The sequence below is a fragment of the Erysipelothrix sp. strain 2 (EsS2-6-Brazil) genome, assembly GCF_016617625.1.
In the GTDB taxonomy this organism is placed as follows: Bacteria; Bacillota_I; Bacilli_A; order Erysipelotrichales; family Erysipelotrichaceae; genus Erysipelothrix; species Erysipelothrix piscisicarius.
The window spans coordinates 1-12,764 of the sequence record NZ_SBAR01000016.1; the positions used below are offsets into that span (position 1 = coordinate 1).

The window sequence follows — 12,764 nt, forward strand, 5'->3', positions numbered from 1 at the left end:
AGAATATGTACATTATTTTAATTTTAAAAGACCTGCTTACTGTTTAAATTACAAAACCCCTATCCAATATAAAATGGATAAGGGTTTCTAGTTTTTTATTAATGTCTACTTTTGTTTGACAACTCCACTTAAAGGCTATTTCTTTTTTTTACAAGAAACGTTTGCATGAGCGCTTCGCGCTTTTGCAGATAACCGTGATCTTCACGAGTTGGATGAACGCGATGAGCAAGTAATATCATGGCTCGATTATCATGAAAAACAAGAAGCGGTCCTGTGAATCCAGTATGATAATAGGCATCGATATCGTTAAAGACGTATCGGTTCCAACCGTACGAACGCGAATTAATATTTGTGCTTCGAATTTGCTCATAGGATTTTGATGATAAAAGGCGAGAATCGGAAGTAAGCATTGCTTCCATAAATCGTTTTAGGTCGGGTAATGTAGAAAAAAGACCGGCATTGCCAGCAATGCCCCCACAATTTCGCGCCGTTTCGTCGTGGACAACACCTTGGAGTAGACCATATTTTTCCGTTAACTCCGTGGGAATACACCGTTCAGTCTGTCTCGGATTAAATGTTGTGTTCGTCATCTCGAGGGGATTAAAAATAGATTTAGAGAAGCTCTGGTTTAAATCGGTGTCTACTGCTTCGATAAGGTATCCAAGGATTAAAAAATTAATACAAGAGTAAATGGTTTCTTGATTTGGGGCATTGATGAGATCGTCACAATTCATCACGCTTAAGTAAATTTGTTCACGGTTCATTTCAGAACGTCCTGTAACACTTGGAGCCAAACCTGAACGATGAAGCAAACAGTGTGATACGGTAATTTCAGGATTTTTAAAATCGTTAATGTATGTTTGGATGGGTTCATCCAAGGAGAGTACTTTTTCATCGCAAAGTTGAAGGATGCGCGTTGTTGTGAATAATTTGGTGATTGATGCCACATCAAATTGGTGCGTTTCTTCAAGTTTTTGACCTTCAAATGTTGTGGTGCCATAAATCGTCTCGGTCCAGATGCCATTTTCATAGACGGCAAAGGCGAGTCCACTGACATATCCATCATCGACGAGTTGATGTGCTTGATTCATAAACAGATCCATTAGAAGACTGCTTTGAGGATGTCAGCGGGTGTTTCAAGAACAAAATCAATTTCATCCATTCCTTCCATTGAAACATTACCCCAACTTGCCACTCCAAAAGCCATTCCAGCGGCCTTAGCAGCTTGATAATCAAAAATACTATCTCCAACATATAAAGCGCGGTTGGGCGTGATATCAAGCATTTCTGCACAGACAAGAAGGGGTTCGGGGTGTGGTTTATGATGTTGTGTATCTCCGGATAACACAACAGCGTTAAAATAACCATCCATGCCGTTTTCCACCACATCAATATCATACTGTAAGCGACGTTTTGATGACGCGACACCTTGCTTAACGATGCCATCAAGAGATTCGAGTACAAACTCAATACCGTCAAACAACGTTGCAGGATGTGGATATTCATTCACATATTGAACCCAACGTGGATAAACATCTGTCGAAATGCCTAATGCTTTTAAAACACCATGCCCGTCATAACATGTTAAGTGAATCAATTCATCATAAGTCATATGAATTCCGAGCTCCTCTTCAACAATTTTCATTAATGGGTAAAGGTTCATGTCAAATGTGTTTACGACCGTCCCATCGAGATCGTAGATAACTGCATCATAGTTCATAAGGTTCCTCACTTTTAATTCTATTATACATGAAATAGGATACGGGAGTTTGGACAAATAATGAACGATTTGAAATCAAAAAGAACGAAAATGTATCGAAAACGTGATTTTTGTTCATCAAAAGCGAAACACTATGAAAAATGTGAGAAAGGAGTGGGGTGAATTCCTATTATTTGTAACGTATAATAAACTAGGAATGGAGTCGATACTTATGAAAAAACGAATTACCTTATTATTATGTATTGTATTACTAACAGGTTGTGGCGCAAAGACAAAATCTGAGGAAACACTTGAAGCTAAAACCCTAACAACAAAAGACGTGGAACTTCTTAAAAAACATGGTTTGGATGTTACTGAAAATAATGAAGTCAAGGTTGATAGAGATGGAAACATGGTCTTTATGGTTGATGAGAAGGAAGTCAGAGTTCCATTTACATTATTGGATGATAAAGACGGCGATCAGAAAATAACGGATGTTTTGAAGGAACAAAAAGAAGCATCGAAAAAAGAGACTGACGCAAAAAAGGATTCAAAAAAAGACACAAAAAAAGATTCCAAAAAAGAATCGAAATCAGAAGCATCTAAAGAAACTAAAAACGAAGTGAAAAAAGAATCTGAGAAAAAACAAGAGAAACCGTCTGAGAAGAAGGAACCAACGGTAACCTATCGTGAAGCGAAAGATTATGAATCCATTGCATTTTCTGAGGAATACCGCGAAGATGCATCAATGAATAAAGGTGAAAGTTACGTTCAACGTGATGGAGAAAACGGCAAGAAAGAAATTGTCTACAGCGTCAAGGTTGTGGATGGTGTGGATTCAGAATGGACTGTGAAAAGTTCCTCAGTCGTTAAACATCCTGTTAATAAGATTATTGTGAATGGAACGTATGAAGCACGGGGATCAATGAGTGATGGTTATGCAACCGAGGTTTATAATCTCATTAACGCAAAGCGTCGTGCTAACGGTTTAAGCAATTTAACTTGGTCAAATAGCCTTTATAATTCAGCTCAAATAAGAGCAAAAGAGATTTCTGTTCTGTTTGAACACACTCGTCCGAATGGGCAATCGGTGTTATCAATGGCAAATGATATCAATGGTGAAAACATTGTATACGGTCGTATTGATATGGATTTCTTAGTGAACTTATGGATGAACTCTCCAGGACATTACAGTAATATCATGAACGACTTTAATTACACAGCGACAGCTGTTTATATTGAAGATGGTTATGCATACGCAGTACAACTCTTTGGATACTAGTAAAAAAGCGTACTTCTCATGTTGAGAAATACGCTTTTATTATGTTTTATGCGAGACGACCGGTAGCTTCAAGATAAAGGTTTGTAAAGTAGTTTACGGAAATTGGTGCAAGAAGCAGGCTCAGAGCATGATCGAGTATATTTCCTTGCGCTGTGCCTGGCCCAAATATTGAATCCAAGAGTGTTTTAAATAAAAATTGGATAATGACAAGGGCAAGGGTAAAACCGAAAATGCGTAAACGGTATCCTTTGCTGATTTCAAAACACTTTTCAAAAAGATTATGATCGTCTGGGAAATCCACAAGCACAAAACTAAGAATTGATAAGGGAATTGCGATATAAATACCAGGAACAAGTAAAAGAACAAGTCCAATTGTAATTGCAAGCGCAGAAAGTAAATAAAATTTAAGTGCCCGTCCCCAATCAACATACGCTGCAACTTGTTTTACAAGGTCCCAATTCAGTTCCGCATCTTCAAGACGACTGAAGAAAACAACCATCTCCACCAGACCATGGAGGAGCATCGATACCAGTCCAATTAAAATCAGGATTACTGCTGAGATGAAGGGGTTGACCCCAAAATCTAGAAATCCAAGTGCAAATGGAATTAATAGGATGAAAACTGAAATAATAAAAATTTGTAAATAATTATGAAGTAGACTTTTCTTTGTCATAAGTTCTCCTTTATTTTTGTGTTTGAATATGGTCTATGAGTTTCGTAGCGTGGTTGGGATCGATGCGATAGACTTTTCGATCAACCACAAGCTTATCGTCAAAGACTGAAAGCTTCATGTGATTTTTGTCCTTAAATATGAGCTCCATATCATCCTTCGTATCAGGCTGTGATATCTGGCGTGTAGAACCCTTTAGTTCAAGAGATTTTAAGAGCGTGATGCTCTCTAAAATACGATTTGCATCGTGAGTAGTGATTTCAGTCTCTTTGGATTTGTAAGTGATTGATTCAACCTGTGTTGGATCAATAGATTGGAGTTTTCCTTTTGATAAGTAATTAGGAAGACCCATCAGGACTAAAACACCGATACAAACAATAAAGACGATGATTCTTGAATTTTTTTTCATGTTTCCCCCTTTACATCAATTATAACGGATTTGAATAGCAAAATGTTGCGGTATCATATTTTGAACATTTTGGAATGTGGGGAGGTAAAATAAAAAACCACTGGAAGGTGGTTTGAAATTTAATATGGTGGAGATGGCGAGAGTCGAACTCGCGTCCAAGAAGTGTTCCACATTCGAATGTCTACAGTTTAGTCTGTTTCTAAATAATCAAAGTTCAAGCTCCAGACAAACCTTCCTTTGATGTGCTCTAAAATTTTCGTGGCATACACCGAGCAGTGCTGGCCCTTATTCTTTGTGAGTGAGTTGATATCGTTTGCCCAAAGACCAAACGCCCGATATCAGGCTGCAGCGTTAAACGCTAATTAAGCAGCGAATTGTAAACTGTTGTTTCCAGTTAATTTTTTTTAGCTATTAGGTAGCAACTCCACTGCAATTCGAATCAAACGAAATCCTGTCGAAACCATGACATCCCCAGGACCACCATTATAACAATATTTCCGTAAAACTACAATAATTAGACGTTATCGAAACACTTTTTAAAAGATACAAGATAGTGTATTATAGATGGAGAAATAGAGGGACAAAATCATGAATAGAGAAGTTTTAAGAGATAAAAAACGTATTGTGGTGAAAGTAGGGTCATCATCCCTTACGCATAAAGAATCAGGAGACTTAAATTTTCGTAAACTCGAGCAACTCGTCCGAGTTTTGGCTGACTTAAAAAGCCAAGGTAAAGAAGTTGTGCTTGTGTCTTCTGGAGCACAAGCAGTTGGTCGAAAGGCATTAAATCTATCTCAGATCCCCGATAAAATGGCCAAGAAGCAAGCACTAGCCGCGATTGGTCAAGCGAAGCTAATGATGACCTATCAGCGATTGTTTGCGGAGTACAATCAAGTGGTTGCGCAAGTGTTACTTACAAAACATACAATGTTTAAAGAAGAAAGTCGCAACAACGCCAAAAATACTTTTCATGAACTTTTAGAAATGGGTGTTATTCCGATTGTGAATGAAAATGATACCGTAGCTACTCATGAGATTGAGTTTGGGGATAATGACCATCTCAGTGCGTTTGTACTTGCGATGATTGACGCGGATTTGCTTATTATTCTTTCGGATATTGATGGGTTTTATACGGATGATCCATCACAAAATGAAGATGCGCGACTCATCGAATATGTGGAGAAAATTGATGAACGTCATCTGAAAATGGGAAAAGAAACAAGTTCTTCCGCTGTTGGTACGGGTGGCATGAGTGCCAAGATTGATGCAGGTCGCATTGTAACCAGTTCCGGAGCAGATATGGTCTTGGCAAACGGGAAAGACGTGAATATACTTCATCAAATTCTTGATGGGGAAGTAGTTGGAACTTATTTTAAAGCAAATAAATCAGAATCGTTTGATTTAGAAGCTTATTTGTAGGAGGAACGATGAAAGAAATTGGAATTAACGCAAAAGAAGCATCGCGCTCGCTTGCACTTCTGACACAAGAACAGAAGAATAAAGCACTTAAACATATTGGCGATGATTTATTAGGACAAGCTAATGTAATTATCGAAGCGAATCAATTGGATTTGGAAGCGGCAGATCAAAATGGAATTACTGGCGCATTGCGTGATCGCTTAATTTTAAATCAAGCACGCATTGAAGCGATGGTACAAGGTCTAAATGAACTTACGCTGTTAAAGGATCCAGTTGGTGAAGTTTTAGAGGTTTTAGAACCTGAAAATGGATTGTACATTGAAAGAGTATCCGTACCACTGGGTGTTATTGGGATTATTTATGAATCAAGACCCAATGTAACGGTCGATGCTTTTGGTTTATGTTTTAAAAGTGGTAATGCGGTTGTATTAAAAGGTGGAAAAGAAGCGATACATACCAATATAGAACTTGAACGAATTGTTCGTAACAGCTTGACGGATTTAAATATAAATCCCAACTGTGTCCAAGTTATTAAAGATACACGTCGTGAAGTAACGACCCAACTTATGAAACTTAATGAATATATCGATGTCTTGATTCCACGAGGGAGCGCGGGCTTGATTCGTGCCGTTGTGGAAAACAGTACCATACCCGTTATTGAGACGGGGGCAGGGAATTGTCATATTTATGTTGATCACGATGCGGATGTATCGATGGCTTTAGATATTATTGAAAACGCGAAATGTCAGAGATTGGGTGTGTGCAATACGATGGAGTCTTTAGTTGTTCATAAAGATATTGCACCAACATTTTTACCTTTATTAGTGAATAAGCTTTCTCATGTTGTTTATCATGGGGATTTGGTTGCGTGTGAAATTGTGGATACAATGGTACTTGCAAATGAGGATGATTTTAGAAAAGAGTATTTGGATCTAGAAATGTCGGTTAAGGTTGTGGATTCTTTAGAAGAAGCGATTGCGCATATTAATTTCTATAATACTAAGCATTCAGAAGCGATCATTACAAATAATGAGAAAACGGCTCAACGCTTTACGCAAGAAGTTGATGCATCTACAGTGTATGTGAATGCATCAACACGCTTTACAGACGGCTCACAGTTTGGTTTTGGGGCTGAGATAGGCATTAGTACTCAAAAGTTGCATGCGCGTGGTCCTATGGGCTTAAAACAGCTTACATCGTATAAATATATCGTAAAAGGAAAGGGTCAGACACGTGTCTGACCCTTTTAATTATTTATCGAGTGTTGTCATTAAAGAACGATCATAGAAAGTACTTCTACGAGATAGTTCTGCATTAAAGGTCTCAAGACCATCACGTTCAACCAGTGTTGGTTCTTTTGAGAACAAATCAGTACCCAAACCAAGACGGTGGCCTTCGATCTCGACACCCATTGCGGAAAGTGTTGTCGGGAAGAAATCAACGGGGGAAAATGCACGGTTATGAGTTTCTGCGGATTTTTGAGGTGCATTGAGAATTAGGTTAAAGACCGTGCGTTGATAGCTCGGATCAAAATGCTCAAAGAATTTTTTATCCATACTCAAGTGATCACCCGTGATTAGAATGGTTGTGTCTTTATAGAAGGGCTGCGCTTGAATCCAACGAACAAACTTAACAGTTTCTGCTTGTGAGAATTGAATTACGTTTGCATATTGAGAATCGTGTGGTGTGGGTGCGCCTTCTTGTAAGTAGCCATCAGGAAAGTGTGTATCGGCTGTTTCCATGGTGAAATTAAACGGTTTTCCAGTTGTGGAAAGACGTGTTATTTCATCTTTTGCAAAGCGATACAGTTTATCATCCTCATAGCCCCACCATACTTGATAGTCTTGAGGAATAAGTCCCTCACTTCGCGCATGGTTTAAATCGAATATATTAAACCCACCGTGAGAAGTAAAGTAAGTTGTAAGCCCTCCAAAATCAGCATCAGCCCCAAACATAATGGTTTGTTCGTATCCTTGATCATGAAGAATATCTCCAATACCGCGAGCACCCGGTAAGAAATATCCCGATTTACCGTAGTCTTGACCTTCTGCTGGAACTTTTAAAGGAATTCCCATTCCCATATTAACCATTGCTGCGACAGACCATCCGGATCCATATGTTTGATAGGGTCCTCCAAAGGTGTCATTATGAGAAAAACTCATCCCCTCTTTCGCAAGTTCAGTCATCTCTGGCATCAAATTCACATCCATGTGTCCACCTAATTCTTTAGGTAGGTAAGAGTTCTCCACAGATTCAACATAAATATGAATTAGATTGCGTTTTTTTTCTGGAAAATGAAGTATATCATCGCTCGGTTTGACGTAATTTGACTCAATATAGGGGGATTTACTTGCAACTGAAGTTGCGACTTCATCCAGTCGTAATCGTTTTACGCCATACACAGTCCCCAATAAAGCAAGTACAATTCCAATGATTAAAGTTGATGTACGCAATTGCTGAGCAGTAAATACTTCGCGACGGTGTTTTCTAAAAATATGTAAGTCCTTTTTGTTTAAGAGGACAAGAACAAATATAATAGCAACCAGAGCAGTCTTTACGATTGGTTTTAATAATTGAACCATAACACTATCTCCGGTTCCTTTGACTGGTGAGATAAGGTTAAAGATGAACTGCTCAGGTGTGAGTGCACCAAAGAAAGCTGTAAACCAACGTGAAAAGAAGAAAAATGCAGCACCGATCACAATTAGTATGACAAGAATACTATTTACAATACGGTGACTCCGTGCACGAACATATTCTCCAGGAATAAAAATAATCGTATTATTGATAATCGCTTGAAGAAACATGAAGAGTAATCCTACAGGAATTGAAACAAGCACAAACTTAAGTGCAAAGCTTAAAGTATAAGCACTGCTTAATAAAACTTGAGGCTTCTCCAAACCAAAGCGTATGAATAATATCGTTACAGCATTAACAAGAATGCCATAACCTAAAAGATTAAGCCAAAAGGATTGTTTCTGATGTTCCTGATTCATTAAATACGTGCTTAATAAACCAAAACACAAAGCAATCAAACAATATGTCGTTATTTGTATAATCATCATGATACCTCGAATCTATCTAAACAAAGGATACAATAGGAATCCAAAGCACACAAGATGAAATTGTCTAGAAAATAGAAAAAGAGCCTTTTGGCTCTTTTATCCTTGTTTATCTTTAAGAATTGTAGCGTGTGAAGCAGCGTGAATTGCTTCAGCAAATCCATGCGTATCAAGTGCACGAACACCTTCGATTGTTGTGCCACCAGGGGAACATACACGATCAACTAGGACATCTGCCGGTTCGCCACTTTGACTTAAATAATCTGCACTTCCTGAAACTGCAGCACAGGTAATTCTAAGGGCGGTCTCATAATCAAAGCCTTCATCAAGTACTGACTTCGCAAGTTCATCGATAAATTTAAATACAAATGCAGGAGAGCTCCCAGCTATCCCAATAAAACCACTAAATTGTGATTCAGGGATGGATACAAACCCACCGAGTGCATCGAAAATATCTTGAACTTCAGTTAAAGCTTCAGGAGATACCATCGTATTATGACAAACTGCAGAGATCCCACGTTGAATCGCAACATTCAAGTTAGGCATAACTCTTATGATTGGCATGGGACCAGATAAGGATTCAATATCCTTAAGGGTCTTTTTAGCCGCAATTGAAACTAAGGTTTGATGATCTAATACGGGCTTAATTTCATTGAGTACTGTTTCAAACATTTCCGGTTTAACAGATAGAAATAGTAAATCGACACTTTGCGCACAGTCACGATTTGATTTACATGCATGGACGCCAAGTGCAGATGCTTTATCACAAGTAGACTCGTAGGTTCTTCCACTAATATAGATCGAATCCTTATTCTCAATACCATTTATGATCGCGTTAGCCATATTACCAACGCCGATAAAACCGATTTTCATAATTCACCTCATAGAGACTAAAACAAGTCTTCTTTATACATTACACGGTGCACCTGCTGTACCCACTTCTTAAACTCTACGAAATACTCATCATTTTTCACAAACTGAGGACGATGGAGTTCACCATACACGCCTTGTTCATAACGGTTTCGCACGTTGTGATTGGCTTGGGTCGGTGCAATATCTTCAATACAATTTACAGTATAACTTAAATCAGAATTTGCACTGCAAATATAAATGCTTGCAGGATCAACGATATTCATAGTTGAAAGTTTATCCATGGTTAAAAATGTTTGCCCTTCAATTTGTGGCATATAGTACTGAATAATATGCTGCACGAGGAAAGTATGAAGTGACAAATCGAAATCATCACCGATTAACGTACTTCCCATCAATGCATCAAAAAGGGCAAAAATCTTATTCACAAAATCATAAGTTCCCGAAGGGAAATCCCCATAGGGGATGGTGTAATTCCCTTCAATTCCTTTCTTTACGACTTTTAACTCATAATCCCATAAATCTTTTCCCTTATGGGTAAAGGCATAATATGCTTCGATGACATTAGGAAAAAGTGTCACCAACATATTACTTAATAAGGGCTGAGCCTTTTCGAAAGCGAGCTTGCCAATTGGATCATGGGTTCCTGTAAAAGGGGTGATATTGTTATCAGTAAAGAAATTAAAATATGCTTGATGATCGTAATAGGGTTCAACACCAATATGCATACGACGGATAAACATACATACATCGAGCAACGTATACTTAATCGCAATTTTATAAACGGATTGACGTTCAATAATGAAGTTTAAAATTGACAACATGGTGTGTTCACCGTAATACGTATCATAGAGATTTTGGATTACTGGAATGTCTTTGGTTAGAATCATACCTCGTCCAAATGAAAAGTCTGTAGGCGATGCCGTAAAAATAATGATAGCTCGATTATTAATGCGTTTAAAGAGGCTTTCACTCACAATTTCTTGATATTGATTGAAAACAATTTCGTAAACAAATACCTGGCCATCAAGGATCATTTCATACGCTAAAACCATATTGTCTTGTGCGAAAATACGGTAGTGACGTTTTGCCTCCTCACGAAGGTTGAAATATTCAATTGAAGGATGATCATATTTTGGATGATCACGTGTTTCAAGTAAATGATTTAGGTAAAGACCGTTATTCATTTTTCGTAAAAACGCAAAGGAAAGCAAGAGTGATGATTTACCCGAGGCATTATCACCATAAATGTAGATACGCGGTTTTACAGTACCACGTTTGTTTTTAAACTCGATTCGCAAATCTTTATAACATCTAAAATTCTTTAGAGTTAGACTACCAAACATTTAAAGACCTCACAGTTTTAAGTATTTATCCATCCAGTTGGTAATTTCTTCAAGTCGTTTGATACGAGCTTTTGGTTTACCATTACGTGAAAGTCCGTGGTTTTCTCCACGCAACCAAACAAAACGCGTATCCACGCCATTTTCTTTGAGATATGTGAAGAATTGCATACCTTGTTCGATTGGACAGCGATAATCTTCATCAGAGTGAATAAAGAGTAACGGTGTTTTCACGTTGCGAGCATATTTTAGTGGTGATTGATTCCACATCTTTTCAGTATCTTCAAGGGGATCTGCTGCCGTTTGATCATCAGCGAAATAGAATCCAATATCTGAAGTCCCATAGAATGAAATCCAATTTGAAATTGAGCGTTGGGTTGCTGCACATTTAAAGCGATTTGTATGACCAACAATCCAGTTTGTCATAAATCCGCCATAAGAACCTCCAGTTACCCCGACGCGCTTCGGATCAATAGCGTAGCGATCCAAGACGATATCTGTAAACTTCATCAGATCAGCATAGTCAACATCACCATAACGACCAAAGATATCCATAAATTCATTTCCATAGACATCACCGCCGCGTGGGTTTGTAAAGAAGACAATATAACCTTTATTTGCCCAAACTTGCATTTCATGATAGAAAACATCAGAATAAATAGTTTTTGGTCCGCCATGAATATCTAAGATGGCGGGATATGATGAAGTTGGGTCGTAATCTTGAGGTAAAAGGACCCAACCATCAAGCAACTGACCATCATGAGTATATTCAAAGTGTTCGGGTTTTGCGATGTAGGTATCTTTTAAAATAGACTGATTAAATTCCGAAACCATTGTGACTGCATTGTTAGCGAGGTCAAGTCGATAAAGTTCTTGAAGATTATTATTGTAAAGACCAATACCGTAAAACTCATCATTAAATTTAATCCAACCATCAAGACTACCGGGTGCATCAAATGCACGTTTGATGGATGTTCCATCAAAACTATAAAGCACTGTTCGATCACGATATGTTCCTACAAAATAATACACATCATCAACAACACGACTTGTAATGGAATCTACGTATCGGACATCACTTCCAATGGACCCCCAGGCACTTAAACCGAAATCTTGAACCTTGATAAGTGCGTTGTGGGTAATTTGATAGAGATCGCCATTTTGATTGATACCATAATCGTTTAAATTACTACCGAATGCATAAATTGTTTGATGAATCATAAATACGGAACTGAATGAAAAATTATGTTGCGTATACAGTGCTGTCTCTTCATTTTTCGTAAAATCATAAAGATAGATATCTTGATAGAAATCCGGTTTACCTGTTGCAACTTCACGAGCATAAATCATGCATTGTTTTTCTTTATCAAAATGATAGAGTGAAATATCTTCGTTTTTATCTGAGAGGGCGACATAACGGTCTTCATCAATCGTATAAATAAACAACTGACTTCGTTTGGCTTGGTTAAAACCGCCGCCGTTTGAGTAGAAAGGGATTTCTTCGAAGACTTCGAAAAATGAACTGGATTCTACTTCTGCGTTATATTTTGATCGCGCATCATCATCGCCATCAAGGAATACATGATCGGTGACACTTAAACTTCCTGAAAGCAATAAATGATTCTCATCAATGACTTTCAAAGATCCTACTGGAAATTTAAACGTGTAGGCATGATTCAGTTCACCTGAGTGAATATCGTAGCGATAAAAGACTGAATGTTTAGATTTTAATGCTTCTTTTTCAGACTCTAAGCGCGCTAAAGGGAGTAAAAGGGTATTATCCGTTTCCCAAAAATAACGTGAATCATTTCCTAAATCAAATATTCGTTTGTGTGTTAATCCGTCGGAAAGATAGAGATCGTGAACATAATCGTTTTCATCATAACGTCCAACCGATTTAATAAATGCCATGTGTTTCTTAGCAGGACTTGTTGTAAGTGAAGCCAAATAAGTATAATTCAAAAAATCTTTTAATTCTAATTGTTTCATATGTGTCACTCCTTTTTAGAA

At 37.9% G+C, this 12,764-nt stretch carries 12 protein-coding genes and 1 other RNA gene; 4 read left to right on the forward strand and 9 right to left on the reverse strand.

The genetic code is table 11. The features are described from left to right. On the forward strand, positions 1–91 hold a 91-nt coding region (locus EPJ89_RS07840), incomplete at its 5' end, for an IS3 family transposase (protein ID WP_200549437.1). 37 nt (positions 92–128) lie between these two features. Here EPJ89_RS07840 and EPJ89_RS07845 read toward each other — a convergent pair. Then, complete coding sequence (locus tag EPJ89_RS07845; protein ID WP_244660818.1) at positions 129–1,091, reverse strand: serine hydrolase domain-containing protein; 963 nt, start codon at positions 1,089–1,091, stop codon at positions 129–131. 11 nt (positions 1,092–1,102) lie between these two features. Next, entirely contained in the window at positions 1,103–1,720 is a 618-nt protein-coding gene (locus tag EPJ89_RS07850; RefSeq protein WP_200549441.1) for an HAD family hydrolase, read from the reverse strand. Between the two features lie 211 nt (positions 1,721–1,931). Here EPJ89_RS07850 and EPJ89_RS07855 point away from each other — a divergent pair, with 211 nt between their 5' ends. Further along, the gene (locus EPJ89_RS07855) at positions 1,932–2,981 is read left to right on the forward strand and encodes a G5 domain-containing protein (RefSeq protein WP_200549444.1); all 1,050 of its coding nucleotides are present in this window, start codon (positions 1,932–1,934) and stop codon (positions 2,979–2,981) included. 46 nt (positions 2,982–3,027) lie between these two features. Here the strand turns inward: EPJ89_RS07855 and EPJ89_RS07860 are convergent, their stop codons facing one another. The 3 genes from EPJ89_RS07860 to ssrA form a co-directional block, all read right to left on the reverse strand. Then, positions 3,028–3,654: a hypothetical protein gene (locus EPJ89_RS07860; RefSeq protein WP_200549446.1), complete on the reverse strand. Its 627-nt coding sequence runs from the start codon at positions 3,652–3,654 to the stop codon at positions 3,028–3,030. A 10-nt stretch (positions 3,655–3,664) separates the two neighbouring features. Beyond that, positions 3,665–4,060: a hypothetical protein gene (locus tag EPJ89_RS07865; RefSeq protein WP_161636929.1), complete on the reverse strand. Its 396-nt coding sequence runs from the start codon at positions 4,058–4,060 to the stop codon at positions 3,665–3,667. A gap of 125 nt (positions 4,061–4,185) precedes the next feature. Beyond that, positions 4,186–4,533, reverse strand: a transfer-messenger RNA (tmRNA) gene (gene ssrA, locus EPJ89_RS07870). Between the two features lie 115 nt (positions 4,534–4,648). Here ssrA and proB point away from each other — a divergent pair. Continuing rightward, entirely contained in the window at positions 4,649–5,479 is an 831-nt protein-coding gene (proB, locus tag EPJ89_RS07875) for a glutamate 5-kinase (protein WP_161636930.1), read from the forward strand. Between the two features lie 8 nt (positions 5,480–5,487). After that, positions 5,488–6,720, forward strand: a complete 1,233-nt coding sequence (locus EPJ89_RS07880; RefSeq protein ID WP_125163836.1) for a glutamate-5-semialdehyde dehydrogenase — start codon at positions 5,488–5,490, stop codon at positions 6,718–6,720. A 9-nt stretch (positions 6,721–6,729) separates the two neighbouring features. Here the strand turns inward: EPJ89_RS07880 and EPJ89_RS07885 are convergent, their stop codons facing one another. The 4 genes from EPJ89_RS07885 to EPJ89_RS07900 form a co-directional block, all read right to left on the reverse strand. Beyond that, the gene (locus EPJ89_RS07885; protein WP_244660819.1) at positions 6,730–8,544 is read right to left on the reverse strand and encodes an LTA synthase family protein; all 1,815 of its coding nucleotides are present in this window, start codon (positions 8,542–8,544) and stop codon (positions 6,730–6,732) included. A 96-nt stretch (positions 8,545–8,640) separates the two neighbouring features. Further along, positions 8,641–9,414, reverse strand: a complete 774-nt coding sequence (proC, locus tag EPJ89_RS07890) for a pyrroline-5-carboxylate reductase (RefSeq protein WP_200549449.1) — start codon at positions 9,412–9,414, stop codon at positions 8,641–8,643. Between the two features lie 17 nt (positions 9,415–9,431). After that, positions 9,432–10,757 carry an AAA family ATPase gene (locus EPJ89_RS07895; protein WP_200542947.1) on the reverse strand — a complete coding sequence of 442 codons (1,326 nt, stop codon included), beginning with the start codon at positions 10,755–10,757 and terminating at the stop codon, positions 9,432–9,434. 9 nt (positions 10,758–10,766) lie between these two features. Beyond that, the gene (locus EPJ89_RS07900; protein ID WP_200549451.1) at positions 10,767–12,743 is read right to left on the reverse strand and encodes an alpha/beta hydrolase family protein; all 1,977 of its coding nucleotides are present in this window, start codon (positions 12,741–12,743) and stop codon (positions 10,767–10,769) included. Positions 12,744–12,764 lie beyond the last annotated feature (21 nt).

Bases quoted from the DNA above. Each gene is read 5' to 3' on its own strand.
- EPJ89_RS07845 (WP_244660818.1), bottom strand. From the start codon at position 1,091: ATGAATCAAGCACATCAACTCGTCGATGATGGATATGTCAGTGGACTC.
- EPJ89_RS07850 (WP_200549441.1), bottom strand. From the start codon at position 1,720: ATGAACTATGATGCAGTTATCTACGATCTCGATGGGACGGTCGTAAAC.
- EPJ89_RS07855 (WP_200549444.1), top strand. From the start codon at position 1,932: ATGAAAAAACGAATTACCTTATTATTATGTATTGTATTACTAACAGGT.
- EPJ89_RS07860 (WP_200549446.1), bottom strand. From the start codon at position 3,654: ATGACAAAGAAAAGTCTACTTCATAATTATTTACAAATTTTTATTATT.
- EPJ89_RS07865 (WP_161636929.1), bottom strand. From the start codon at position 4,060: ATGAAAAAAAATTCAAGAATCATCGTCTTTATTGTTTGTATCGGTGTT.
- proB (WP_161636930.1), top strand. From the start codon at position 4,649: ATGAATAGAGAAGTTTTAAGAGATAAAAAACGTATTGTGGTGAAAGTA.
- EPJ89_RS07880 (WP_125163836.1), top strand. From the start codon at position 5,488: ATGAAAGAAATTGGAATTAACGCAAAAGAAGCATCGCGCTCGCTTGCA.
- EPJ89_RS07885 (WP_244660819.1), bottom strand. From the start codon at position 8,544: ATGATGATTATACAAATAACGACATATTGTTTGATTGCTTTGTGTTTT.
- proC (WP_200549449.1), bottom strand. From the start codon at position 9,414: ATGAAAATCGGTTTTATCGGCGTTGGTAATATGGCTAACGCGATCATA.
- EPJ89_RS07895 (WP_200542947.1), bottom strand. From the start codon at position 10,757: ATGTTTGGTAGTCTAACTCTAAAGAATTTTAGATGTTATAAAGATTTG.
- EPJ89_RS07900 (WP_200549451.1), bottom strand. From the start codon at position 12,743: ATGAAACAATTAGAATTAAAAGATTTTTTGAATTATACTTATTTGGCT.